Origin of the sequence: Gluconobacter sp. P5H9_a, from assembly GCF_018812085.1 — a bacterium.
GTDB lineage: Bacteria > Pseudomonadota > Alphaproteobacteria > Acetobacterales > Acetobacteraceae > Gluconobacter.
Genome location: NZ_JACRVW010000006.1, coordinates 168,759 through 194,957 on the forward strand (window position 1 = coordinate 168,759; position 26,199 = coordinate 194,957).

25 protein-coding genes are annotated in these 26,199 nt (G+C 55.8%); 9 read left to right on the top strand and 16 right to left on the bottom strand.

Features of this window, described 5'->3' with window-relative positions:
* Positions 1–97: 97 nt before the first annotated feature.
* From KP708_RS08610 to KP708_RS08620, 3 genes are all read right to left on the bottom strand, one after another.
* A complete protein-coding gene (locus tag KP708_RS08610) occupies positions 98–1,045 on the bottom strand; it encodes a heme o synthase (RefSeq protein ID WP_099210406.1) in 948 nt (315 codons plus the stop codon).
* Complete coding sequence (locus tag KP708_RS08615; protein WP_215748886.1) at positions 1,042–2,217, bottom strand: cbb3-type cytochrome c oxidase subunit I; 1,176 nt, start codon at positions 2,215–2,217, stop codon at positions 1,042–1,044. Before KP708_RS08615 ends, KP708_RS08610 begins: the two co-directional genes overlap by 4 nt.
* Positions 2,218–2,300: 83 nt before the next feature.
* Positions 2,301–2,981 (bottom strand): class I SAM-dependent methyltransferase, encoded by a 681-nt coding sequence (locus tag KP708_RS08620; protein WP_215748887.1) that lies wholly within the window; start codon positions 2,979–2,981, stop codon positions 2,301–2,303.
* Between the two features lie 163 nt (positions 2,982–3,144).
* Between KP708_RS08620 and KP708_RS08625 the strand changes: the two genes are divergently transcribed.
* Positions 3,145–3,351 (top strand): hypothetical protein, encoded by a 207-nt coding sequence (locus KP708_RS08625; protein ID WP_215748888.1) that lies wholly within the window; start codon positions 3,145–3,147, stop codon positions 3,349–3,351.
* A gap of 36 nt (positions 3,352–3,387) precedes the next feature.
* On the opposite strand, the gene gshB is transcribed toward KP708_RS08625, so the two are convergent.
* The 5 genes from gshB to uvrB form a co-directional block, all read right to left on the bottom strand.
* Complete coding sequence (gene gshB, locus KP708_RS08630; protein WP_215748889.1) at positions 3,388–4,365, bottom strand: glutathione synthase; 978 nt, start codon at positions 4,363–4,365, stop codon at positions 3,388–3,390.
* A gap of 83 nt (positions 4,366–4,448) precedes the next feature.
* Positions 4,449–4,862, bottom strand: coding sequence for an NUDIX domain-containing protein (locus KP708_RS08635; RefSeq protein WP_215748890.1), 414 nt, complete (start codon positions 4,860–4,862; stop codon positions 4,449–4,451).
* 11 nt (positions 4,863–4,873) lie between these two features.
* Entirely contained in the window at positions 4,874–5,374 is a 501-nt protein-coding gene (gene greB / locus KP708_RS08640; protein ID WP_215748891.1) for a transcription elongation factor GreB, read from the bottom strand.
* The gene (locus KP708_RS08645; RefSeq protein ID WP_215748892.1) at positions 5,374–6,255 is read right to left on the bottom strand and encodes an aldose 1-epimerase; all 882 of its coding nucleotides are present in this window, start codon (positions 6,253–6,255) and stop codon (positions 5,374–5,376) included. Before KP708_RS08645 ends, greB begins: the two co-directional genes overlap by 1 nt.
* A gap of 64 nt (positions 6,256–6,319) precedes the next feature.
* A complete protein-coding gene (uvrB, locus tag KP708_RS08650) occupies positions 6,320–8,527 on the bottom strand; it encodes an excinuclease ABC subunit UvrB (RefSeq protein WP_086634559.1) in 2,208 nt (735 codons plus the stop codon).
* Between the two features lie 262 nt (positions 8,528–8,789).
* Here uvrB and KP708_RS08655 point away from each other — a divergent pair, with 262 nt between their 5' ends.
* From KP708_RS08655 to KP708_RS08680, 7 genes are all read left to right on the top strand, one after another.
* Complete coding sequence (locus tag KP708_RS08655; protein WP_202206557.1) at positions 8,790–9,206, top strand: hypothetical protein; 417 nt, start codon at positions 8,790–8,792, stop codon at positions 9,204–9,206.
* A 197-nt stretch (positions 9,207–9,403) separates the two neighbouring features.
* Complete coding sequence (locus KP708_RS08660) at positions 9,404–10,387, top strand: GDP-mannose 4,6-dehydratase (RefSeq protein ID WP_202206556.1); 984 nt, start codon at positions 9,404–9,406, stop codon at positions 10,385–10,387.
* Between the two features lie 9 nt (positions 10,388–10,396).
* Positions 10,397–11,320 carry a GDP-mannose 4,6-dehydratase gene (locus KP708_RS08665; protein ID WP_215748893.1) on the top strand — a complete coding sequence of 308 codons (924 nt, stop codon included), beginning with the start codon at positions 10,397–10,399 and terminating at the stop codon, positions 11,318–11,320.
* Positions 11,317–11,772, top strand: coding sequence for an HAD-IIIA family hydrolase (locus KP708_RS15750; RefSeq protein ID WP_252347223.1), 456 nt, complete (start codon positions 11,317–11,319; stop codon positions 11,770–11,772). Before KP708_RS08665 ends, KP708_RS15750 begins: the two co-directional genes overlap by 4 nt.
* Positions 11,773–11,784: 12 nt before the next feature.
* Positions 11,785–12,018, top strand: a complete 234-nt coding sequence (locus KP708_RS15755; RefSeq protein WP_256445233.1) for an HAD hydrolase-like protein — start codon at positions 11,785–11,787, stop codon at positions 12,016–12,018.
* 355 nt (positions 12,019–12,373) lie between these two features.
* Positions 12,374–13,831, top strand: coding sequence for a glycosyltransferase family 1 protein (locus tag KP708_RS08675; protein WP_215748894.1), 1,458 nt, complete (start codon positions 12,374–12,376; stop codon positions 13,829–13,831).
* Complete coding sequence (locus KP708_RS08680) at positions 13,828–15,198, top strand: glycosyltransferase family 1 protein (RefSeq protein WP_252347225.1); 1,371 nt, start codon at positions 13,828–13,830, stop codon at positions 15,196–15,198. The genes KP708_RS08675 and KP708_RS08680 overlap by 4 nt, the downstream gene beginning before the upstream one ends.
* 73 nt (positions 15,199–15,271) lie before the next feature.
* Here KP708_RS08680 and KP708_RS08685 read toward each other — a convergent pair whose 3' ends face one another.
* The 8 genes from KP708_RS08685 to alkB all read right to left on the bottom strand — a co-directional run bounded on the left by KP708_RS08685 (position 15,272) and on the right by alkB (position 25,604).
* Positions 15,272–16,633, bottom strand: coding sequence for an AarF/ABC1/UbiB kinase family protein (locus KP708_RS08685; protein ID WP_215748895.1), 1,362 nt, complete (start codon positions 16,631–16,633; stop codon positions 15,272–15,274).
* A 7-nt stretch (positions 16,634–16,640) separates the two neighbouring features.
* Positions 16,641–18,458 (bottom strand): M3 family oligoendopeptidase, encoded by a 1,818-nt coding sequence (locus tag KP708_RS08690; RefSeq protein WP_215748896.1) that lies wholly within the window; start codon positions 18,456–18,458, stop codon positions 16,641–16,643.
* Positions 18,459–18,550: 92 nt separating this feature from the next.
* Positions 18,551–19,045: a DUF523 domain-containing protein gene (locus KP708_RS08695; RefSeq protein WP_215748897.1), complete on the bottom strand. Its 495-nt coding sequence runs from the start codon at positions 19,043–19,045 to the stop codon at positions 18,551–18,553.
* Between the two features lie 19 nt (positions 19,046–19,064).
* Positions 19,065–21,728 (bottom strand): pitrilysin family protein, encoded by a 2,664-nt coding sequence (locus KP708_RS08700; RefSeq protein WP_215748898.1) that lies wholly within the window; start codon positions 21,726–21,728, stop codon positions 19,065–19,067.
* A 137-nt stretch (positions 21,729–21,865) separates the two neighbouring features.
* Entirely contained in the window at positions 21,866–22,321 is a 456-nt protein-coding gene (locus KP708_RS08705) for a hypothetical protein (RefSeq protein ID WP_215748899.1), read from the bottom strand.
* Positions 22,318–23,508 (bottom strand): nicotinate phosphoribosyltransferase, encoded by a 1,191-nt coding sequence (locus KP708_RS08710; RefSeq protein WP_215748900.1) that lies wholly within the window; start codon positions 23,506–23,508, stop codon positions 22,318–22,320. The genes KP708_RS08705 and KP708_RS08710 overlap by 4 nt, the downstream gene beginning before the upstream one ends.
* Complete coding sequence (locus KP708_RS08715; RefSeq protein WP_202206547.1) at positions 23,505–24,899, bottom strand: class II 3-deoxy-7-phosphoheptulonate synthase; 1,395 nt, start codon at positions 24,897–24,899, stop codon at positions 23,505–23,507. The genes KP708_RS08710 and KP708_RS08715 overlap by 4 nt, the downstream gene beginning before the upstream one ends.
* A gap of 48 nt (positions 24,900–24,947) precedes the next feature.
* Positions 24,948–25,604, bottom strand: coding sequence for a DNA oxidative demethylase AlkB (gene alkB / locus KP708_RS08720; protein WP_215748901.1), 657 nt, complete (start codon positions 25,602–25,604; stop codon positions 24,948–24,950).
* Positions 25,605–25,749: 145 nt separating this feature from the next.
* Between alkB and KP708_RS08725 the strand changes: the two genes are divergently transcribed.
* Positions 25,750–26,157, top strand: coding sequence for a hypothetical protein (locus KP708_RS08725; protein ID WP_215748902.1), 408 nt, complete (start codon positions 25,750–25,752; stop codon positions 26,155–26,157).
* Positions 26,158–26,199 lie beyond the last annotated feature (42 nt).

Below are 26,199 nucleotides of genomic sequence, written 5' to 3' on the forward strand. Positions count from 1 at the left end.
ATCACATAGAAAATTGCAGCGAGGGTAATAACCCCTCCTGCAATTCCGACGATACGGCTCTGACGCCGTTTCGCTGCGAGATCAGGCATCGTTGTTTTCATGACAGCAGAACCCGATCCACCAGAAGACCACAAAATAGAAAAAACAAATAAGCCAGCGAGTATCGGAAAGCGAAGCGCGCTGGCTTGTCTTTTGTCAGGCTCACGCCCGTTGCATCCTGCTGGTCCATCAGCACACGCAAGGCACATAGGATGAAGCCCAGATCGAGCAGACTGGTCGTCACTGTGTAAAACATTCCGCATTCATGCGCGAAAGATGGCCACAGTGAGACGGCCGTGAGGATGAATGTATAAAGAAGGATCTGCCAGCGTGTGTGACGGGCGCCTTTGACGACCGGCAGCATCGGGATCCCCGCTTTGTCGTAATCCTTGCACGCGTAGAGCGACAGAGACCAGAAGTGCGGTGGCGTCCAGAGGAACACGATGGCGAACATGGCAACGGGCAGAACTGCCATGGAATTCATGGTCGCTGCCCAGCCGATCATTGGAGGAAACGCCCCTGCGGCACCACCAATCACGATGTTCTGTGGCGTGCTTCTCTTGAGCCACATCGTGTAAACTACGCTGTAGAAAAAGATCGAGAACGCCAGAATACCTGCGGCAAGAGCATTTGTGGCAAGCCACAGCACGACAACAGACAGCACGGACAGCGCGATACCATAAACCAGCGCGCTATCCGCTGGCATTCTGCCATCAGGTATCGGGCGTACATTGGTTCGGCGCATGACTGCGTCGATATCGCGGTCGTACCACATATTGATCGCACCGGCGGCGCCAGCACCGATACAGATGCACAGGATGGTAATGAGACCAATGGGGATGGATGGCCACTGGGGAGCCACAGCCATGCCCGCAGCGCCCGTAAACACAACAAGGGAAATAACGCGCGGCTTCAGCAGAGCCAGCCAGTCCTTGAGCGACGAATCACCTTTATCGCCCAGAACGGAAAAAAGCCCCGAAGGGGCTAGAGGTGTTGCTTCACTCATGCTTTGGCCCGGGCGCGCCCGGTCTCCTTGATCAGGAAAAGTCCGAGTATGCCGAATGTCAGTAGGCTGAGGCCCATCAAGCCTTCTCCGACCACCATCAGCGCTGGCGTCAGAGAGCAAAGAGCACCCACAAAGGTCAGGCCTGCATGCATGCGGCTCAGTGGAGACGGAATATGGTCCGGGAGCACACGCATCATCCAGGCATAGAAACCACCACAGAGAGCCATGATGCCGCCAAATGCCGCGGCTGAATGATCTGTTCCATGGCCCGGCATGAACTCTGCAATCCAACCCGCTGAGAAAAGGATCACACTGCCCAGCGCCCAGAGCGTCGTTCCGTCCAGTTCCTGCCGCTGCTTCCAGACGTCAACGCAAAGCGCAGTGACCAGCAGGATTGACGGTATAAGCTGCGTCAACACCACGAGGCTTCCCTGCACTGCTGCAGGCACACCACCGAAGAGGCCGTCCATCCAGAAGAGCGGGCCCACGACAGCCATCACGCCAAAAGCATACGGAGCCAGCCGGTCAGCCAGTCCCGGCTTATTCCGGCTGGATGACAACAGATAGCAAACCAACCCCAGCGCTGGGGTCAGCATCAGAGATGTTTCTGGAAGATGAAGCATGCTGACCAGCTCATGAGCAGCATTGGCCGGAGCACCATTGATCATCATCCGCGTCATGATTGCAGCAAGGACAGGCGCGACAATCGTCACACCGGATGCTGTCGCAAGCATGGACCAAGCCAATGGAGAGAGCTTCCGGAACTGAAGAACACGCCCTTCGAGAAAAGTTGTGATGACATCCAGCGCAACAGCGAAAACACCCACGGCCCAGAGCGCAAGTGCAATGATTGGCTGGATTGGAAGAAGCACAATGCCGGATGACAGGAAACAGAAGCCCGTCAGTGTCAGAGCCGGAAGAGTCGTTCTGTCTGTTCCAAGCTCGGCAGGGAGGAGCCACTGGCCGAATCCACCGAGCGCAGCCGGGCAGATTACAAAGAAAGCCATCAGAATGCCGTGGCAGAACGCCTGCCCGGCAGTCGGATGAATCTGAAGGAATGGCAGAGCCAACGACCCACCCAGAAGACCAGCAAACAGTGCCAGTAAAATAAAGGATGCGCCGATCCGTCTATTGGAAAGAGCGGGGGTAGAGTCGAAGGCCTGATAAGTCATGATCGCGTAGTCGGTCCCTGCCAAGGAATACCGCAGCGAGCGTCGGAATACTCGGCGCCGGCTTAACCGGAGCCATACGCCGATCAGGCGACCAGGGCTGCGGCGTCGCTTTTACTCTCGCATTGCGGCAATGTCACGAGTGTAAACAGCCCGGCAGGTGGAACAGGCGTCATAGTCGCGCGTTTCAGGTCTTCCGGCGGCAGAAGAGACTCGATTGCGAAGTCTGGATGCCACCCCAGCGAACGGGACGCACGGGCCATGCCGCGCTCTACCGTCAGGCGTAGCCCACCTGTTGCAAGAAAGTGGTTCACAAACAGGATGTGACCGCCTGGACGAACAACACGCTTCAGTTCGGCGAGAAGACGATCAGGATGCGGGACGACAGACGCCACGAACATCGCAACGGCGATATCAAAGCTGTTGTCTTCGAAAGTCGTGGCTTCTGCATCAATTTCCAGCAGGTCATCGACATTGGTCAGACGGTCCTGAAGAACGCGCTGACGTGCGCGGTCAAGCATATCTTCCGACAGATCAATGCCGGTAATGCGTTTATCCGGAGAATATGACGGCAGCGCGAGACCTGTCCCAACGCCGACTTCAAGAACCCGCTCTCCTGGGAGGGCGTTTACGGCTTCAACAGCCCTCTTGCGTCCATAGCCGGAGATACCACCAAAAACAGTATCGTAAACTCGCGCCCATCGACGATAGGCCGCCTTGACGGCCTCCGCATCCAGTGCAGAACGCGGGGAGAGGGTTGAAGACATAATATATGCGACCTTCTGTGTCCGCTCCCCATCAAGACTGGAGAGCTTGTCCGGAAACTTCGTTCAGTTGGGTCCTTCTTGCCCTTCCAGACATGCATCTGGCAAGACACGCGTTGCGGATGACGGGCGAGTTACCCGTTTTTCACCGTTTTGGAGGTCCCGGATGCTGAATTTTCTGCTGATCGTGCTCTGCCTCGTTACATGGGCCGGCGTCTACGTGTTCCATTTTCGGGGAAAAATCACGGAATGGTGGGATAATCGTTTTGTAAAGGACAAACCACCGGAAGCGCAGCACGAGCCTGCACCCGAGTTGCGGCTTCCTATCCGCTATGATGCGGTGCCCCCTGAAACAGAGAAAAAAGACGCCTGAGCTGTACCGCCCAGACGTCTTTCTTGTTCCTTCACTTCAGGATGGATAGCGCCGCTCAATCGCATCCCAAACCAGCCCGGCACTGTTGATGCCCTCAAAGCGATCCAGTTCCTGCAAGCCTGTCGGAGACGTCACGTTAATCTCCGTCAGCCAGTCCCCGATCACATCAATACCGACGAAAATCAGGCCGTGATCACGAAGGTACGGACCGATCGAATCACAGATCTCCCGATCCCGCTCCGTCAGTTCCACACGTTCTGCGCGCCCGCCAACATGCATGTTTGACCGCGCTTCACCCGTAGCAGGAACGCGGTTAATTGCACCGATTGGCGTACCATCCACGAGAATAATGCGCTTGTCACCCAGACGGACAGCGGGCTCGTAGCGCTGGATCATCAACGGTTCGTTGGTGCGGGCAAAGTGCATTTCCAACAGAGCCTTCAGATTTTCATCATCCGGCTTGATACGGAAAATTCCTGCACCACCATTGCCGTAAAGCGGCTTGACGATGATGTCTCTGTGCTGCTCGCGGAATGCCAGAATATCCCGGCTATCCCATGCAACCAATGTCGGCGGCATAAGGTGCGGAAAATGCGTGACAAGCAGCTTTTCCGGGGCATTCCGGACGGCGACTGGATCATTCACGACCAGTGACAGTCCCTCGCCCACCCCATGAACGTGCTCAAGCATATGGGTCGCGGTGATGTACCCCATGTCAAACGGCGGGTCCTGCCGCATCAGAATCACATCGGTCTCGCCCAGCGGAAGAATTTCTTCTTCCCCAAACGTCGCATGATCTCCGCGGACACGGCGAACCTCAACCCGGCGCGCGCGCGCCTGAAGGCGGCCGCCCTTGCCCTGGCCTTCAATCAGACTGAGCGTTGTTACAGGATAAACCCAGAGCTCGTGTCCACGCGCCTGCGCTTCAAGCATGAGGGCAAAAGTGGAGTCGCCATCGATGTTGACCTGTTCTAACGGGTCCATCTGTACGGCGACCCGGAGTGAGCGGGACATGTCGGAAACTCCGGCTAAGGAAAAATGGGATTTTATTCTGTAGCGGCCAGAATGGCTTTTTCAAAGCCACCCACAGCTCGCTCTCAAAAGATGTCGGCCCGGCTACGCAAAGCGGCCATAGCCTGCACTGTCGGTGTGGTCAGGGGAGATGGAAGCTCACCCAAAGGAAACCAGCTAAAATCACTATGCTTTTCTGGCTCCATAAGCCTCGGCGTTCCGGTCAGTTTCGTCACCAGATAGACGGGAGCGATCCAATGCGTACCGCTCTCCCGATCGGACTGCTCGACCAGACACAGCATGTCCCGAGCCTGGATCGTAATGCCCAGTTCTTCTGCAACTTCCCGTTCGACAGCACGCGAAACAGGCTCAAACAGATCTACTTTACCGCCGGGCAGTCCCCAGCATCCGGCTTCGGGCGCCTTTTTACGACGAATCAGCAGAAGCTTTCCATCCACGAGAATGGCAGCGCCACATCCAACACTCGGTTCAGATTGCACGACGCCCTCTTTCAACCCTGTGGCTCAGGATAAGTGATTTTGAGAATTTCGATTTCGACAGGGCCGCGAGGCGTCTGCAACATGCCCACATCCCCGACACGGGTTCGCATCAGGGCACGTGCGATGGGTGAAATGAGACTGACCTCCCCTCGCACCAAGTCCGACTCGTCTACACCGAGGATCGTTACGGTGTGTTCGACATCGTCCTCATCGACATAGGTCACGGTCGCGCCAAAAAAGACCCGATCCCGCGTGGTCTGCGCCGCTGGATCAACGATCACGGCATTTTCCAGTCTCTTTCCCAGAAACCTCAGACGGCGGTCGATCTCTCGCAATCGGCGTTTGCCGTATTGATAATCGGCATTCTCAGATCGATCCCCATTGCCTGCGGCCCAGGAGACGATTTCGACAATGCGCGGACGCTCTTTCTGCGCCAGCTCCTTGAGTTCCGCTCGCATCACCTCCGCGCCGCGCGGGGAAAGATAATGAGAGAGTGGTATTTTTTCAGACATCAGAGCGCCTGAACCCGAAAGCACATCCGACCACCAATCCGTGTTTTCGGTTTGAGGAAATGGAGCCCGCTGGCGACAACATCAGTCTGATTAATGGCGTCTGTCATGTTCGTAACGGGTTCCACAGCGACAAACGGGCTATCTAGGGAGGTAAAGACGACCACGTGCTTGAAGATTGGGTCTGCCTCAACCGTCACTGCCAGCCCATCGTCCAGACGCTTCAAAACAACCCGCCCGCCAAATCCTGCAAAGCAGTTATCGATAAAACGATCATGAGCAGGCTTGGGCGTATGAAAAGACCACTCCTCGTCACAGGGAACACTCTGCGCAGGCAGGCCATCCGGAGACGTCAGCCAGACCTTTTCAGCGTCAAATGACAGCGTTGCGTTTTCATCTGCGGCGAGAAATGGATGAAAACCAAACCCGACTGGCTGCTCCGCCTCACCCCGATTTTCAATGGCAATCTGCACGTCCAAACCTGCGTCTGTCAGTTGGTAAGACAGAGCAGCACGATAGGCGAAAGGCCACGCTTGATCATTGTCCTGCGGGACGTGATCGAGCGTCAGTACGGCATGGCCTTCCCCTTGATGAGCAACAGTCCAGGCCTGCTCCCAGGCATTGCCGTGAATCGTATGCGGATGATCCGCCATGTTCGGAGCCAGATCATAACTCTGGCCGCCGAACGAAAAGCGCCCATTGGCAATACGATTTGAATACGGAATCAGAGGATACGCACCGACTGCTACTCCGTTCAGTGCGCGCAAAGCGTCATTCGGGGTTGGAAGAAAAATATCTTTTTCATCCCGCTGCCAGAGGCCGACAGAGCCTCCGGTTTCGGGAAGAATAGTGAGCCGGCTCTTGCCGCAACTCAGTTCAATCATGACAGTCTGCAATCCTGATAATGGCGGTCGGTCATGGGCAACCCGGGGCCCTCATATAGCCGGATCAGCGACGCCCGCCACGTTTGCGCTTGTTCGGGTCATAACCGCCCCCGCCCGGCCCGAGGGGCGTTGGGCCTTTTGGCTTTTTCCCGCCCCCCGGTCGCCCGGCGGTAGACGTTGCCAGCGGCGGTGGCTCCAGCCCCATATCAATAGCTTCCAGACGCCGCACCTCATCACGCAGCCGGGCAGCCTGCTCGAAGTCCAGATTGGCGGCGGCTTCGCGCATCCGCTTTTCCAACTCCTGAATCGTAACAGGCAGAGACTTGCCAACGAATTCTTCCGTGTCGCCAGCATCGTCAGGCGCAACAGTGACGTAGTCCTGCTCAAAGATAGATGACAGCGCATCACCAATCTTGGAACGAACCGTCATAGGCGTAATCCCATGAGCGTCGTTCCACTCGGTCTGCCGGGCGCGTCGCCGAGCGGTTTCCTCAATCGCGAATTTGAGGCTATCCGTCATCTTGTCCGCATACAGCAGAACTCGACCATCTACGTTACGGGCTGCACGGCCGATTGTCTGGATCAACGATGTCCGGGATCGCAGGAATCCTTCCTTGTCTGCATCCAGAATGGCGACGAGGGCACATTCCGGAATGTCGAGACCTTCTCGCAGCAGGTTGATCCCGACCAGAACATCAAAAGCACCCAGACGCAGATCACGAATAATCTCGATCCGCTCCAGCGTATCCACATCAGAATGCAGATAACGCACTTTGATCCCCGCTTCGCCCAGATAATCCGTCAGATCTTCCGCCATCCGCTTGGTCAGCGTTGTGACAAGAATGCGTCCGCCCTTGGCAATCGTCTCACGCGCTTCGTGCAGCAGATCATCAACCTGACCTTCCACGGGCTTCACATCTGTTACCGGATCAATCAGACCTGTCGGACGAATAATCTGCTCGGCAAACACACCCCCCGTCTGTTCCATTTCCCATGGTCCAGGCGTTGCCGAGACAAAGATACTTTGCGGCCGGAAAGCATTCCACTCACCAAAGGCGAGCGGGCGATTATCAATGCAGGATGGCAGCCGGAATCCAAAGTCAGACAGGACAGATTTTCGCGCCCTGTCTCCGCGCTCCATGCCGCCAATCTGTGGCACTGTGACGTGGCTCTCATCTACAATCAGAAGAGCATCTTCCGGTAGATATTCGAACAACGTCGGCGGCGGATCACCGGGGCCACGGCCTGAGAGGTAACGGGAGTAGTTCTCAATCCCTTTGCACGCCCCCGTCGTTTCGATCATTTCCAGATCAAACGTCGTCCGCTGTGACAAGCGCTCCGCCTCCAGCAACTTTCCTTCTTCGGTAAACTGCGCAAGCCGCTGCCGGAGCTCGTTCTTGATCCCGATCATGGCCTGATTCAGCGTTGGACGCGGTGTCACATAGTGGGAATTTGCGTAAACGCTTATCTCAGCCAGATCAGCCGTTTTGTTTCCCGTCAGAGGATCAAACTCGGTGATCTGATCGATTTCATCCCCGAACAGAGAGACACGCCAGGCGCGGTCTTCATTCTGAACAGGGAAAATGTCGATCTGTTCACCGCGCACACGGAATGTCCCGCGCTCAAAGGCCGCATCGTTGCGACGATACTGAAGCTCGACAAGGGCTTTGATGAGCTTCTCGCGATCAATCTCGCCGCCCACCTCAAGCCGGACGACCATCTTCGAATACGTCTCAACCGAACCGATACCGTAAATGCAGGATACGGACGCAACGATGATAACGTCATTCCGCTCCAGCAGAGCCTGCGTTGCCGCATGGCGCATCCGATCGATCTGTTCGTTGATCTGGCTGTCTTTCTCGATATACGTATCTGACCGTGGAACATAGGCTTCCGGCTGATAGTAGTCGTAGTACGAGACAAAATATTCGACAGCATTATCGGGGAAAAACTGCCGCATCTCGCCGTAAAGCTGGGCAGCCAGCGTCTTGTTTGGCGCAAGGATCAAGGTAGGCTTCTGTGTCCGCTCAATGACCTTGGCCATGCTGAACGTCTTGCCCGACCCCGTCACACCAAGCAGAACCTGATCCCGCTCTCCCGCCTCTACACCCTGAACAAGCTCCCCGATTGCGGTGGGCTGATCCCCTGCGGGCTCATAGTCAGCCTTGACCACAAACTTCCGCGTCTTCGCCTTGGTGGGCTGCTTTTCAGGGATGAATGCCGTCAGGGGCATTTCGGTCGCATTGCGGAGCGCGGAAGGTTTTTTGGCCATAGGGTCCAAGATGGGAAAGAAACGGGAACATCACAAGAGCGTCTCACCGGGCCTGTCGTTTCGTTCTGCAATGACGAATGATGAAAATCGTGATGATTGCCAATCTTCTGTTTCCAGAACCAAAGCCACTGCGCCAAGCGCGTGTCCCGGGAATACAGAAATCTGCGAAACTCAATTTATGACATAACATTTCTAAAAATGGATAGTGAGACTCGTTTTCTCGCGCTATTGAGGCGAGCACATTTCGGAGGGAAGACCGATCATGGACGTCCAGACGATCGAGCAGACGTACAATCAGCTTCAACAACAGGCCCAGCAATCCGCCCAGGCGCTTCAGTCGCTGGGAGGCAAGATGCAGACTGCCGCACAGACCGGAGACTTGCAGGCTCGTGAGTGGTCTCTGGACCTGCGTGAGTTGGCTCTGTCCTTTCAGGCGGAGCAGCAACAGGTCACCAACCTGCTTCAGCAATTGCACGCTGCACTCGAAAATGCTGCGAACAGCCAACTAGAGACGATCACTGCATCATCGTCCTACACTGCTCAACCACCCGTTCAGGCTGTTGAACAGGCATCTGACAACGGATTTTTCTCCAATATCCTTAACTCCGGTTTTGCGCGCTCCGTGGAAGCCGGTGCAGGGTTCAGCATTGGAAATGATCTGATCAAAGAGATTTTTTAAATCTCCCAGTTCTGATGCAGAATGAAGGGGGCACGTGCGCCCGCTGCACAACGGACACGCTCCTTTGCCAGCATCTTCCGCCACAACATCATGCGCCCACGCATTGACCGTATTCAGCCTAAAGCGCTAACCCACAACAGACTCATGCGGCCAGATGACTGGCGCGGATCGGTACCAGAACCGAGATCAGGAAAACCATGACTACAGCCCTCATCACAGGAATCACCGGCCAGGACGGCGCATATCTCAGCCAGCTTCTGCTTGGAAAAGGCTATCGCGTTGTAGGTCTCCTGCGTCGCTCTGCCTCTGCAGATGTAGTCGGAGAGAGACTTCGCTGGCTCGGAATTATTGACGATGTTGAATTGATCGATGGCAACCTGACCGATCTTTCGTCCTTAATCCGTATCATGGAAACTGTGCGACCGGACGAGATTTACAATCTCGCAGCTCAGAGCTTCGTCGCGGCCTCCTGGCAGCAGCCGCTTCTCACGGGAAATGTAACGGGCATAGGCGCCGTCAACGTTCTGGAAGCGGCGCGTATCGTGCAGAGCAAGGCCAGATTCTATCAGGCATCTTCGTCTGAAATGTACGGCCTGATCCAGCAGCCGGTTCAGAACGAAAATACGCCGTTCTACCCCCGCTCACCCTACGCCGTTGCCAAACTTTACGCTCACTGGATGACAGTGAACTATCGTGAGAGCTTCGGGATGCATGCTTCATCGGGCATCCTCTTCAACCATGAGAGTCCCCTGCGCGGCATCGAATTCGTAACCCGCAAAGTCACGGATGGCGTCGCACGTATTAAACTGGGGCTGGCAAAGGAACTGCCGCTCGGTAACCTGGACGCAACGCGTGACTGGGGGCATGCCCGCGATTACGTTCGCGCCATGCACCTCATGCTGCAACAGGACACGCCGGACGACTACGTCGTCGCTACCGGCCGTACCACCAGTATTCGCGACCTTTGTCGCATCGCATTCTCTTACGCAGACCTCAACTACGAAGACCATGTGGTCACAAACCCGGCCTTCCTGCGTCCAGCCGAAGTAGAAGTTCTACTGGGGGATGCAAGTAAGGCCAAAAGAGTTCTTGGTTGGGAAGCCGAGACAACGCTTGAAAGCATGGTTGCCGAAATGGTGGACGCTGACCTCGCCCGCCATCGCAACCGGGCGACTATTTAAGGACGCTTCATGCGTATTCTTGTTACGGGCCAGCGGGGCTTTGTCGGGCAGCATTTAAAAGACCGGATGAAGGCTCGCTTTCCGCAAAGCGAGATCCTTTCTTCCAGTCCAGACATCCGTGACGCAGAAGCGGTTGATACCGCTATTGCGGCCTGTAAGCCGGACCATTGTATTCATCTTGCGGCCATATCAAGCATCGGCGACGCCAGGCAGGACCCTAATCATGCCTGGCAGGTCAACCTGCACGGCACGCTCCATGTTGCACGAAGCATGCAGCGCCATGCCCCGGAAGGCACAGTCCTTTTCGCCTCAACGGCTGAAGCCTACGGCTCCACATTCCAGCGCGGCCTTCCCGTCACGGAAAATGCTCCCCTTGCTCCTGGCAATACTTATGCAGCAACAAAAGCCGCAGCCGACCTTGCTTTGGGCGCCATGGCGAAAGAGGGCCTGAATGTCATCCGGATGCGGCCATTCAATCACACGGGTCCAGGCCAGTCAGTCGATTTTGTCGTCCCGGCTTTTGCCTCGCAGATTGCTCGCATTGCCAAGGGACTTCAGCCGCCGGAAATTCACGTAGGTAACCTTGATGCCCAACGTGATTTCCTGGACGTACGGGACGTCTGCGATGCGTATCTTGATGTCCTGATGACCGCCCCCTCTCTCGAACGCGGTACAATCCTCAATCTCTGCTCCGGACAGACACGATCCATTCGGTCCATTCTGGACGATCTGATCGCTATCAGCGGGATCAAGGCTGATATTATCATCGACCCCACCCGCCTGCGCCCTTCCGACACCCCTATCGCACGCGGCGATGCCACCCTCGCCAGAAGCACTCTCGGATGGGCCCCTCTTATTCCATGGCTGCAAACGTTGGGCGATATTTACAGAGACAGCCTACAGCAAGCTACCGCGAATGGTCTGTCACTATGAAGGACGTTACTGTTCGCCCTGTTCGATCACTCTATATTCCAGCATTTGACGGGAAACTGCTCGCTGGAGCAGGATGTTCTACCAACTCTGGTTCGTTGTGGAGATCTGAAGGGTCTGCCCTTCCCAGCGACATCCATGATCTCAGCGGGCCTGCAGATTGGGTCTTGGCCGAAAACGATGTACCGAAGAGACTACGCCGTCCAGCTGTGTTTATTGACCGTGATGGCGTTATCAACCGCGATCATGGGTGGGTTGGAACACGCGAGCGCTTCGAGTGGGAACCAGACGTTCTCGAAACCATCGCTCAGATGACGGATAGCGGCCATCATGTTTTTATCGTCACAAACCAGTCGGGCGTTGCCCGCGGCTTATACACTGAAGACGATCTCAAACAGCTTATGGACTGGGTCATCGAGAATATCCGCAAACACGGTGGCACCATTGATGACTGACGATACTGCCCCATGCATCCAGAAGCGGTGGTGGAACAGTATCGGGGGCAGAGTCCTGACCGTAAGCCAGCACCCGGAATGATTTTAGACTTAATCACACGATGTGAACTGGACCCGGCCCGATGTGTGATGTTTGGAGACCAGCCTACCGATATTCAGGCGGCTGACGCTGCTGGCATTGAAGGTATTCGCATTGGTCCGTCCACTCTCGCCGAACTGGCTTCCCACAGAGGCTCATTCCAATAAGTGCAAATATTCACGCCTCAGTAGTAGTGGCTTTGTGTGTCCATATCAAGAACCCAGTAACGGCGAGGCTTTTAGATTGGACTGTCACGCAGGCAGGTTGAAGAACACAGACCTTTCCCCATTCTCTCAAAGACGTCTAATATCTGCCTCTGCTTCAGATGCGATCTGATCGGTGGCGTCCTGATCAATTATGTCAAAAACAAAGTAATACCGAGAAATAAATAACAATTTATCGACACCTGGTAAGTTAGCCCCTCACCCTTGCTCACCCAAGGACACTTATTCTACAATCATCACTCAAAATACCTTGAATGACTGCCGTTTTCTTCGGCTCTACTGAAGCTAGCCTGGACCCATGAACAAAGATTACATTATCTGGATCGACGTTGAAGACATCTTTCAGTACTTCGAAAACAATGCGCGCCCCAGCGGAATTCAGCGCGTTGTCTTTGAAATACTGCATGTCATTCGGCAGCAGGCTGCCCAGAAACCTGGTATTGGCCGCATTGTTCTGACGCGCCGCGGCCAAGGGGAGACACACCTTCTCTCCTCCGTCTCTTTTGAGGAACTGGAAGCTCTTTTTTCTGTCCGTTCGGAAGAAAAAATTGCCTCTACACGCAAAACCGCACCCAAAAAACGACAGAATGCTCGTTCGCTCCTGCGCGGACTCCGTCACGCATTGATCCGGCGCCTTGAAAGTCTGCCGCCAGAACTCGCACGTCCTCTTCTGAATATTGCTGTCAATCAACTGCGTGCATTGCAGTTACTGAAACGTTATGCACGTTCGAAACTGCACCGCACATCTTCTGCGCCCGCTCAACCAGCGCCCGTTACTCAGCCTTCTGCTGCCTCTGTATCAGCGGATTCTGATGCCTCCCCTCAGCCGGGTGATATTTTCCTGATCCTTGGTGCCGCATGGTCCGAGCCAGACTTTGGAGAGCGTCTGGCGCGCCTCCGCAAGGTCTTCGGCGTTAAACCTGTTCTCCTTGTTTACGATCTCATTCCTGCCGTCAGGCCGGAATGGTGTGCCCTCTCTCTGATCTGCGATTTCCGACACTGGCTGGACACGACCCTGCCACAGTGCGGACGCCTCCTGGCAATCAGCCACTCCACAGCCAACAGTGTCGAGGAATATGCTCGCAAACAACGCCTGACATTGCAGGGCCCGGTCCAGACTATTCCGATTGGCAGTGGTTTTGGGCCTCCTCGACACGCTGAAGGCGAAAGACCCAAAGGACTTCCCGCAAAAGACAGCTATGTGCTGTTCGTTTCGACCCTTGAAGCCCGCAAAAACCACCTGCTGGCGTTTCGGATCTGGCGGCGTATGGTCATTGACCTGCCGCGAGATCAGGTTCCGACGCTCGTTTTTGCAGGACGCGTTGGCTGGCTGGTTTCTGACCTCATGCAGCAACTTGAAAACACGGAATGGCTCCGCGGGAAAATTCGCCTTCTGCGCGACCCCAGTGACGATGAACTAGCCCACCTTTACGACGGCTGCATGTTCACTCTTTTCCCGTCTCTCTATGAAGGCTGGGGCCTGCCGGTTACCGAAAGTCTCGTGAATGGCCGCCCCTGCGTGGCATCCAATTCAACTTCCATTCCGGAAGCTGGCGGTCCGCTGACCCGTTACTTTGATCCGGAAGATTTTGACGATGCCTATCGTGTTGTACGCGGGACAATCGAAGACAGGGCCGGCTTGAAAGTCTGGCAGGATCAGGTCCGCACGCAGTTCAAACCCGTTCCGTGGGAAGACAGTGCAAATGCCGTGCTGGACGCCTGTCATGCCGCCTATCTGAGCGGGGACCAATCATGACGCTCTGGGTAGATATTGACGACCTTCTGTTCCACCTTCTGCATCACAGTCGACCGAGCGGAATTCAACGTGTCGTTTTCGAGATCAGCGCAGGATTGCGGGAACTCCGCGGACATGAAGTCCAGTTCGTTCGCCGGGGCCCAGACTCCGAAGACCCTCGCGGTTTCCGAACTGTGGACTGGACGTCTATTGAGACCCTGTTCCGGCAGATCATGGAAGGCAAGACGGCCAAAACGGGCTCTTCCTCCCCCGGATCATTTCCCGTTACACCACCGATCGACAAAATTGCCTCAAAGGACGTTCTGACAACCTTCTTTAGAGCAGAAAGCTGGGCACTCCGGGAACTCAGCACGCTACCCCGCGCCCTTGCTCACCTTGCTCTGGACATGGGCCGCTCCAAGATAAAGGAACGTCAGAAAGGGCAATCCTCCATCCAGTACGATGAAGGGACCAGGCTAGCTGATGCCGCCCAGCCCGGCGATGTTTTTCTGACTCTTGGAGCGCCCTGGCATCATCCAAACTATGTTCAGAGCATCCGATGGATGCGTGATGAACTGCGTATGTCGTTCGGAATGCTCATGCATGATCTGGTTCCGGTTCGTCATCCCGAATGGTGCGACCGTGGGATTATCATGACCTTCAAGGCCTGGCACAGCGCAATTCTACCACTGGCAGACATGATTTTCGCAAATAGCGATGCCACAGCGCGCGATGTGCAGTCCTATCTGGCCGAACAGGACATTGGCACCAATGTCACCGTTCAGACCATTCCGCTGGGTACGGGCTTTGGTCTCGCGGATGCTCCCATGGCTCCTGAACCCGTTGTGCAGGAACCATACGTCCTCTTCGTCTCCACCATCGAAGCCCGTAAAAACCATGTCCTGCTTTTCCGGGTCTGGCGCAAACTGCTTGAGGACATGCCCGCAGAAAGCGTCCCCACTCTCGTCTTTGCGGGACGAGAAGGCTGGCTCGTTTCAGATCTCATGCAGCAGCTTGAAAACGCTCGCTGGCTGGATGGGAAAATCCGTTTCGTTCAAAATCCTACTGATGCCGAACTGCGACGTCTGTACGCTGATTGCAGCTTCACGATCTTTCCTTCATTTTTCGAAGGCTGGGGCCTGCCGGTGACAGAAAGTCTCTCCATGGGACGCCCTTGCCTGGCATCAGGGACAACATCCATTCCAGAAGCCGGGGGAGAGCTCACCCGCTATTTCAACCCCGACAATATCAACGAGGCCTACACGCTCGTTCGTAAGACCATTGAGGATGCCGATGGCCTGAAAGCCTGGACTCAACAGGTGCGTTCAGACTTCAAACCCGTTCCGTGGAACGAAAGCGCCAAAGCTATTCTTGACAAGATAAACTAACGATACCTTCGATCATCACCTTGAACAAAATTTAAAAAAGGGTGTTTCCGCATGGGAGACACCCTTTTTGCGTTCAGAGTGAGGATAGCGCAGGTGGCACCTTGGCTTTGGCCAAAGCTTCTTTCTGTCGCTCAGCCAGAGCATTCACATCGAAGCCTTCAATGAGTTCTTGGAACATCTGATGCCAGTTCAGACGAGCTCCCAGACGTAGGAAAGCGCTTCCCAAACCGATCGCCGAACGATCCATCAGAACAAACTCGCGCGGCAGCTTCACACCGCCCGTTCGCTTCAGTCCATCATAGACCCGTTCCAGAACCTGCTTGGCTTCCGCCGGATCATTGCTCTCCTGCATGGAGCAGACCCGATCCGTCATGAGCGGCCGATAGAAGAAGCGTGCCCACTCGTTCAGAACTTCAGCCGTCTCACGTGACAAGCCTTCAAAGCCCCATTTGCTATAGGCGTGGAAGGCTTTGTCTTCGTCGTTATCCCGAAGCGCCGCAAACAGATCCACAACACCTTCGACAAAGCGAGGGGAAAAAATGCGGACGGCCCCGAAATCCAGCAGGTTCAGACCGTAATCATCGCGCACGGTGAAATTGCCCATATGCGGGTCACCGTGAATGACACCATAGCGATAAACCGGTGTGTACCAGGCGCGGAACAACGCCCGCGCCATATCGTCCCGCTGTTCCTGTGTCGCCACAGACGCCAGAACCGCCTTCATGCCACGACCAGACACCCAGTCCATCGTCAGAAGACGCCCGGTGGACAGTTCCTCAATGGGGGCCGGAACGGTCACAGTCGGGGTTTCGGACAGCATGTCCCGATACAGGCGCAGATGGCTGGCTTCCCGACGATAATCCAGTTCTTCCCGAAGCCGGTCAGATAATTCGGTGTAAACCTCGTCCTGACGGATCGTTGTCTCAAACCGCTTATACACGCCTAGAGCCGCACGGAACTGCCGCAGATCGGAATCCACCGCGCCCTGCATGTCCGGATACTGGAGTTTGCAGGCCACTTCGCGTCCATCAACCAGACGGGCACGATGCACCTGCCCCAGAGACGCCGCCGCAACGGCTTCGTGACTGAAGGAGCGAAAGTTCTTTTCCCAGCCAGCACCAAGTTCCGCCATCATCCTACGGCGTACGAAGTTCCAGCCCATTGGGGGGGCATTAGCTTGAAGGTGAGCAAGTTCTTCCGCGTATTCATCCGGCAGGGCGCCGGGAATAGTAGAAAGAAGCTGAGCGGCCTTCATGAGCGGCCCCTTCAGATTGCCAAGCGAGGACTTCAAACCTTCCGCGTGGACACCTTTATCGGTCTTAATGCCAAGACGGTTACCAGCCAGGCGCGCAGCGATGCCGCCGACTGCACCAGATGTCCGAGCCATCCGGCGGAGTTCGCCCATCAAACCGGTATTATCGAGATCGCGCGCCATGGTATTTTCAGCCCTCCTGCTCGAGCTGATCAATCAGACCCGAGATCACATCCAGTCCTTTACGCCAGAAACCCGGATCCGTCGCATCAAGACCGAACGGAGCGAGAAGTTCTTTGTGGCGTAGTGTTCCGCCTGCTTCGAGCATGGTGCGATATTTATCAGCAAAACCGTCTGGCTGATCTTGGTAAACACCATACAGCGCATTCACGAGACAATCCCCGAACGCATAGGCATATACGTAGAACGGCGAATGCACGAAGTGCGGAATATAGGACCAGTAGGCGTCGTAGTCCGGTGTGAAGTGGAACGCCGGGCCGAGGCTGCGTTCCTGCACGTCACGCCAGATGGCACCAAGCTGTTCGGCTGACAGCTCGCCTTTAGCCCGTTCATCATGCACACGAACTTCAAACTGATAGAACGCGATCTGGCGGACTACCGTGTTCAGCATGTCCTCCACTTTCGCTGCCAGAAGATGACGGCGGCGCTTCGGATCAGTTTCCCGGTCGAGCAGGGACTGGAATGTCAGCATCTCACCAAAAACTGACGCTGTTTCAGCCAGCGTCAGAGGCGTCGCGGAGTTCAGATAACCCTGTTTCTGGCCCGCAAGGATCTGGTGCACCCCATGCCCAAGCTCATGAGCCAGCGTCATCACGTCGCGGGCACGACCATGATAGTTCATCAGAATATAAGGATGGACAGAGGGTACTGTTGGGTGTGCGAACGCCCCCGAAGATTTACCCGGCGCAGCTTCCGCATCAATCCACGGGTGCGTCAGGAAGCAGTTTACCAGATCGCCAAGCGCCGGATCGAAACCCGTATAGGCATTCAGGACGATCTCCTTGCCATTCTCCCACGGAATAATCGTGTCAGCCACGCCCGGCAGAGGTGCGTTCCGGTCCCAGTGTTCCAGCTTTTCCAAACCGAGCCACTTGGCCTTCATCGCGTAATAACGATGGGAAAGGCGCGGATAAGCCTCATCAACGGCGCTGACCAGCGCGTCCACAACTTCGTCTTCAACCATATTGCCACGGTTGCGACTGCTGGACGGGCGCGGATAACCACGCAGCTTGTCCCCGATCGCCTTATCCTTGGCGAGGGTATTGGTGATCATCGTCAGAAGGCGGGAATTGTCCGCCAATACAGTGCTAATCTGCTCGGCAGCCGTGGCTCGCTTCTCGCGCTCTGAGCTCGTCAGGGTATTGAACGCGGCGCCCAGCGGCTTGATCTCACCATCGAGCGTGACGGTCAGGCTCGCCATTGTCTCGTCAAACAGCCGGTTCCAGGCACTTCGTCCCGTTACGGACTTGTCCATCAGAACCTGCTCAACTTCATCCGAGAGCTGATAAGGACGGAACACCCGCAGATCCCGCAGGAACGGCTGCCATTTGGCCATTTCTGGCGCCGCTGACACTTTAGCAAGAACGTCGTCCTCCAGACGGTTCAGTTCCAGCGAGAAAAAGAGCAGGTCAGCGGAAATGTCAGTGACACGCTCCTGAACGCCCTGCGTGAAGCGGCCCCAGACCGGATCTGTCGTATGTGCGGCAAAACCCAGCTGGGCGAAGGAGCCGATGCGCCCCAGCCCTTCCTCGATCCGCTCATACTCTGCGAATGCCTTCGCCAAAGCAGCACCTTCTGCCTGACCGAGCTTGCCTTTCCAGGTTTCGCTGAAAGTCTTTGCCACAACCGTCAAAGACTCGAAATCTTTTTCAATCGCAGGGTCTTCCAGCGACGCATAGAGATCGGACAGGTCCCAGCGGGGCGGCGTAGCGCTCTCGGCAGGAGGAGCGGACGGGCCAGCAGGCGCGAAAGGGTGCAGACTGTTCATACCCTGAATTTAGACTGCTGAGCCGCTTGGTCAAACGGGTGCTTAATGACAAATCCGTAGTAATTGCACTCAGCAGATCGGAGAGCGCGGTTTCAATCTGCCAGACGCAACGCCGCTTCAAGATCTTCGATTGTATGTTGGCTAAAAACCTGGATGCCATTCTGCCGCAAGAGAGCTGCCGTTACCCCCGCACCGGCATGTTTATGGCCTGTAAAGCTGCCATCATAAATCGTCTGGCTTCCGCAGGACGGACTGCCCTCCATCAGTAATGCAAACCTGCATCCCTGCATTTGAGCAACGTTGAGCGCGATGCGTGCACCGGCGACGAATTCATCCGTAACGTCCGCTCCGGAAGTATCCATGACGCGCGCCTCGCCCTTCAGGACATTTCCGCCTGTCTGACACTCTTCTATCTCTGCTGGAGGCCGCGGCACAGACATGCCACCCGCCAGTTCCGGACAAACCACGATCAGTCGCCCCTCGTCCTGCCATCGTTGAAGCGCAGGATGCAGAAGGGTTTTTGCCTTACCATCATATCGGACTGGTTGACCCAACAGACAGGCACTGACCAGAATTCTATTATTCACAAGCGGCAATATCCTGCTCTTAATTCAAACCTTGAGGCATCTGCCCCAATACGAACGTCGCAAATTCATCCGGGCGGACATAGCTCTTAAAAGCATCACGAACGCTCTCAGGGGTCGCGGCCTGATAGGCTCTGGCAGCATCGTTCAAATGCTCCCAGCCAAGTCCGCGCAACATCAGATTTGCGTCCCTGCGACTGGGCGCCACCATGGTCGCGTTTGAGATAATCATTTCGCGGATCAGATGTGCTCTGGCCCTGTTCAGTTCCTCAACGGGGACTGGCTTTGCTGCCATGCTTTGCAGTTCTTGCAAAACATGCTGCCGCGCGACCTTCACGGAGCCCGGATCAGCCCCGAAACTCACACTGTAGGTTCCAAAATTTTTCTGGGCAAAGACCATCGATCCGACAGTATAAACATATCCCGTTCTGATCCGCAGATCCTGATACAGGCGACTGTCAGGGCCGTTGATTAACATGGTATCAGCCAGCATCATGTTGTAACGCTGAGGATCATTCCATCCGTGGGCATTCGCCTGTGCGATAATCACCATATTCTGTGACCGAACAGGATCATTGATGGACTGGACTTCCGGAAGGGTACGCAATGGAAGGGCTGGCAAATCCACATCTGGCTTTGGTCCACGGGCTTTCCAACCCCCAAAGGCCGCTGTGATCTTTCTACGTGCCTCTTCAACGGAAATGTCACCAACAACTTCTATCGTCGTCATATCTGGCCGATAGACGGACGTGTAATAGGACAGCACATCATCACGGGTCAGATCCGATAGTGTCTTCACGGTTTGCATGCGACGAGAGGGAAAACCCTCCGGCATCAATGTGTTCGTGATGCTTCGCTGGAAACGATAGGCAGGCATCTGCTCAGCACCTGCCTGCAGACGGATCATGTTCTGACGTATCAAATCAAACGCGTATTGGGGGAACGCCGGATGCAGTTCCAGGTCTGCCAAAATGGTAAGGGCGGCACCGAAATCCTGTGTCCGGCTCCGAATGGAAAAATTGGTACCGCCTCTTGCAGTAGCTGCCAGATCATCCAGATTTTTCTCCAATGTCTCCCGGTCTCGTGTAACTGAGCCGAACGAAAACAACTGACCTGTCAGGGCGGCAACGCCCTCTTTTCCGGTTGGGGCCTGCATGTCAGGGTCGGACTTTATGTACCCAAACAAAAACACCGTTGGACTGACATGCCTGGTTCGCACCAGCACCCGCAGACCGTTTGGAAGCATGAAGTCTGCATCCGGCGCGTCGTAGATTGGGGGCGCGGGAACATTCTCAATCGGCTTGGCCCAATCAGGCAGCGGCCCTGTCGCGCCCGCCTGACCGCCAAAGGATTCTGCACCACCAAAGCCTTTTCCTGCTGGCGAAACTGCATGATCTGATACCAGCATCGTCACCGCAACGGCACGTTCCGGATCCAGCAGTTTACGCGCCAGAGCATTGACGTCCTGCACAGTCACTTTCGCAAAACGATCGTAGACAGCATCGGGGCTATCGAAATTTTCTGCTGTCAGAGCGGCAGACCATTGGCTAGCGAGCCCTGCAATGGAGTTCTTTTCAAAATCTTTAGAGGAAAGCGCCCCTTTTTTCATACCCTCGAGCACATCCGCCGATACACCCTTGGCCCGAATTTCAATAAGTGTCGCCTTGAGAAGGGCCATAGCCGCCTTTGGGTCGCCCCCCTTGGGAATTGTCAAAGATGCTTGAACGGTTCCCGTGTGAAGCCCCCGGGCGATACCCAAGTCCGCCGACAGTGCCTTATGTTGCAGCACCAATTTGTAGAGGGGCCCACGACGGTTCGAAAGAACTGCGTCCAATAGAACTGCAGCCGGAGCATCACTATCGCGAAGAGTGGGCCCTCTCCAGAACAACCCAACCCCATCGACCGCATAATTTGACTGCATACTCAAGGACTGGGGAACAACCGGCGCAACAGGAGCCTTCGGGCGCTCTGGAAGCGGATGTGCGGGAATAGACCCGAAGATCTGTTCAACATGCTTCAGGGTCGCAGCCGGATCGACATCTCCGACAATAACCAGAACAGCATTATTGGGCACATACCATTTACTGTAGAAATCTCGTAGGAGCTTCACGTCTGTCGCCTCGAAAGACGGCCGGGTTCCTAACGGCGAATGATCGTAGCCACTGTTTTCAAACAGAATAGAATTCATTTGTTCTTTCAGCCTGAAATTAGGGCTCGAAAGATCCCTGGATACTTCCTGCTCGATCGCACCCCGCTCTTTCGCCCAGAGCCCTGCATCCAGTGAGAGATGCTGCATCCGGTCCGCTTCCATATGCAGGACAACATCCAGATCCTGCGCCGCTATCAAACAGTGGTAACGAGTCAGGTCGGTTTGCGTAAAAGCATCGAACTGACCTCCCAGCGTTCCTATAACTGTTAAAAGCTGATTTCCGCTGAGCGTTGGCGTCCCGCGGAACATCATGTGCTCAAGCGCATGGGCTGTTCCTGGAAAGCCTTTCGGAGCCTCAGCAGACCCAACCATATAGGTCAGTTGCACGCTGACAGCAGGCGCGATCGGATTGCGGACCACAACGACCCGCAAACCATTTGGCAAAGTTTCGCGCCCAACGTCTGCGCCATAAGCCGTTGAGCAGCCCAGACCCGCAAGCAGGGAAATCGCTAGAAATGTCTTTTGAAAAATATGCATCGACATGACTTCATCAGTGTATCGGTCAATGTAACGTAACAGTTACAAACCCCAAGTCATGTGGATATTTTGTGACCCGCCTTCTGCGGCGGGGCTATCGCCTCAGCATGCCAAGAACCATGCTGAGGCAACAATGTTCAGTGACGGATGACTTCGTGAGTGTTCTCGTCATCACCTTCATCATCTTCGTCATCGTCTGGAGGACCAGCAATCTCGTCGTCATCCACGAGACGACGCGGATCAATAGCGCGCCAGTCGCGCTCCATGGGTGTCGCCCGATTGGCAACAAAGTCATCCAGTTCCGTGGACGACTTCCAGCCATCATCTCCCGCATCAACAACTTCCGCGTTCTCACCAAAAGCCATCCAGCTTTCCAGCACTTCACGACTTGTCGCACCGGAAACACGGCAGCGCTCAATACTGTCTCGCACATAGGCGCGGGCATAAGCATTGGCGTGCATCAGGTCCATGAAGTCTTTTACAACTTCTACAGTGTCATCTTCGGATGCACCGGAGAGATCGATGATCCTGACACTCCAGGACTGGCCCTGCCCGGCGGTTTCTGTTCCGGGGTTTTCGGGTTCGTCACTCATGAGACCTCCTGTTCGGCTTTTGCCTTGTTCAGCAGAAATTCACGCCCAACCTTGACGCGAAGCGTGCCGTCATAGGCCACGATGTCTGCCGTTGCATAGGTTTCGGACCAACGATCCGGAATAAAAGAGCCACTGCCGACAACATCAATCGGCGCATGAGCATCCCGCATGCTCGTGCACTTGGACACATTGAACCCTGACGACACCGTGATTTTCACCTTCGGAAAACCGGCCTCGTTCAGAGCTTCGCGCATCCGCCAGATTGCAGCAGCCGAAACACCCGTGCCAACCAGATCCCGCAGTTCTGCGTCAGAGCGGTAACGACGGATCGTGCCCGGCGTGTAGCGTTCCAGCACGGCGTAAGACGACTGTGGGTCCAACCCTTCCAGAAAGCGCCCACCATGCGTATCGAGGCGGACACTCAACTGCCCGGCAGCAGCTTTTTCCGGGAAACGTCGACACACTTCCAGCGCATCCGTCACTTCCTGCCCGAAATAGTCTACCAGAATGGTCAGGGGGTCATTCGGGTACACCTCAGCATACATCTCGGCCGCCCGGAGCGTTGAACCGGCATAACCGATCAAGGCGTGCGGCATCGTCCCAAGGCCATGCTCCTGCCCAAAGAAGCCTGCCGTTGCGTCGTTGGCATTACCAATGAAACCACGCGCCCCTTCCCTTTGGGCGGCACGGGAGCCGACGGCTGCCGCATAGCCCATTTGTTCCTGCATCTCGTAGCCCGCGCAATGGCGCGCTTCCATCGCCAGAAACGGGACTTCCGGTAATGCCATGGCCATCTGGTAAGCATTGTGGGCAGCCACGCAAGCAGCGCCCAGGCGTTGAAGGACGAGAGTTTCCAGAGGAGCCAGTTTTGTGAACGGGCCAGTCAGATACAGAAGCGGTTCACCCGCGCCGACCCACTGCCCTTCTTCATAAACTTCGCGGATATGGAGATCGAAATTCTGGGCCTTGGCCACATTCCGCAGCCAGGTCACTGCTATGCCACAGGCCGCAATGACCGGGCGGCGGATAAAAACCGCATAGGTGACTTTCGCGTCACCAAAATGTTCGACGATTTTTCGGGTTCGCCCGAAGTAGGCGTCTGTCCTGGATTCAATTGTTTTTTGATCCAGCGGGCCAATGGCACCGCTGGACCGTTCTAATGCGCTTTGAGAAACGGAAGAATTCATTCCTGCTTTCCTGCTCGTCGGCCTGTCAGTTCATGCGCAAGTAGAAACGCCATTTCAAGCGACTGTTCCGCATTAAGGCGCGGATCACAGAATGTTTCATACCGATCACCCAGATCAGCTTCCGTCAGACACTGGGCACCACCAATGCATTCGGTCACATCCTGACCTGTCATTTCAAGGTGGATACCACCCGGACGACGGCCTGCGGCTTCAAACACATCGAAGAAACCAAGCACTTCACCCAGAATGCTCTCGAACGAACGCGTCTTGACCTTGCTGGATGTCGTGGTGGTGTTGCCATGCATCGGGTCGCAGAGCCATGTGACCGTACGACCCGTCTTGATGACGGCATCGAGCAGCGGCGGGAGATGCTCGCGAACCTTATCCTTGCCCATGCGCGAAATCAGCGTGATTCGGCCGGCTTCATCGTTCGGGTTCAGGATTTCGAGCAGCTTCTCCAGATCCTCAACTGTGGTTGTCGGACCAACCTTGATGCCGATCGGGTTCTGAACGCCACGCAGGAACTCGACATGCGCGCCATCCGGCTGACGGGTGCGATCCCCGATCCACAGGAAATGCGCCGAGCAGTCGTAGTAGTCACCACTGGTGCTGTCGATCCGCGTCAGGGCCTGCTCATATGGCAGGAGCAGCGCCTCGTGAGAGGTGTAGAATTCCGTCTCATCAATCTGGGATGCGGCACTGTCGAAACCGCAGGCGCGCATGAATGACAGCGTTTCATCAATACGATGCGCCAGATCCTGATAGCGCGCTGCGAGCGGTGAGCGCTCCACAAAGCCGAGGTTCCAGCTATGGACCTGATGCAGGTTTGCATAGCCGCCGTTTGCAAACGCACGCAGGAGATTCATAACGCCAGCGGACTGGAAATACCCCGTTTCCATGCGGGCAGGATCAGGAATACGGGAAGCCGCCGTAAATTCTGGACCATTGATGATGTCACCGCGGTAACACGGCAGCGTCACACCATCGATCGTTTCCGTATTGGACGAGCGCGGCTTGGCATACTGACCCGCCATACGGCCAATCTTCACGACAGGCACCTTGGCGGCGAATGTCAGAACCACAGCCATCTGAAGCAACACGCGGAAGGTGTCGCGGACGATATCAGCCGTAAATTCATCGAAGCTTTCCGCACAGGCCCCACCCTGAAGCACAAAGGCTTCACCGCGGGATGCTGCGGCCAGACGTGTCTTCAGACGGCGGGCTTCACCCGCAAAAACCAGCGGGGGATATCGATGCAGACGAGCCTCGACAGCAGCAAGCGCAGCTTCGTCTTCATAAGACGGGGCCTGGACGATCGGACGGGAACGCCAGCTTGCAGGAGACCATGACATCGTGTTGGTGGACGTCTGGGTCTTGGTCGAGGGGTGCATTGAATGCCCTCCGGGGGTCGGGAAGTGAACAAAATTGCGGGGCGCTGTTTATGGCTGAAAAAGCGCCGGGTTGATAGCGCGAAAAGTTAGATTGTAACGCATGGCACCTGTCTGCTGATGGAATGTTTCACGCACAGGGGAAACGCCATGCCACGCCAGCCGGGAAGCCCCACCCCAGACCACGACATCTCCATGCCTCAGATCAAAGCGCCTGAGCGGGTCTGTCTTTAGCATACCGCCAAAAGCAAATCGGGCTGGAACGCCCAGAGAAACAGACACAATCGGAGATGCCAGGTCGTCTTCATCCCGATCCTGATGGAGCCCCATCTTCGCGCCCGGCTCATAGCGGTTCACCAGACAGGACGTGGGAGAAAAATCTGGAAACCCTGCCTCAACTGCTGCGGCTACAGCGATGTGACGAAATATATCCGGCATCTCCGGCCATGGATGACCAGTCGACGGGTCTTGCCGAACATACCGATATCCGCGCTTGTCCGTGTACCACCCACAGGCTCCACAACTGGTCATGGCGACGGACATAGGCCGACCACCCGGCGTCATCATGAAGCGGAAAGGGGAAGCGTGAGAGAGGAGATGGACATGCTGCAACAGCTTTTCTGCAACGGAGTCGGCAAAGCTAGGGAGCCAGACCGCACCGCTTCCAAGGTCCGTACGGCCCCGCATTCCAGCAAAGAGATCCTCCACGTCTTCCTCCTGCTCCGATAATTCGAGATGAAAAGAACTCTTGAACCTCAGCCCAAGCGGACCAATTATAAAAAAATATGCGGTTCTGCTTTCCATATGGTGATGGGGCCGTTGATTTCCATGAATTGGCTCAGGACCAGATCCCATGCTGCCCTCTTCCCGCTTTTTCTGCCACGCCCTGCTGGCAACTGCTCTACTGGGAGGGGTGGCTCAGGCGCAGACTGCCACTTTCGGCCAGCCTTATGATGCAGCGCCCTCGCAGAACACCACTCAGTCCCAGGTGCCTGGCGCCGAACAGAAAGCCAATGGTGGCGAGCATTTCCGTGCCCGCGGTCATCGGTCCCTCCCGCCTGGTTACCAGGATGCCCCGAGCACGGAATTCGAGCACGGGCCAGATCCGGATCATGAAGCCGGTGTGGAGCGCGATAGCGTAACGGGGGCTAATCTTTCCAAATTCGGGTCGGCCTATCAGGGTAGCAACAACACCCAGTCTGGCCAGCTCGGTGATGCCACCGGCAACGGCTATGTGGCTCCACGCGGCAACGGCTGGTAAAACGAAACCAATCTTCAGCGCCGGGGTTCTGCTCTTCAGGAT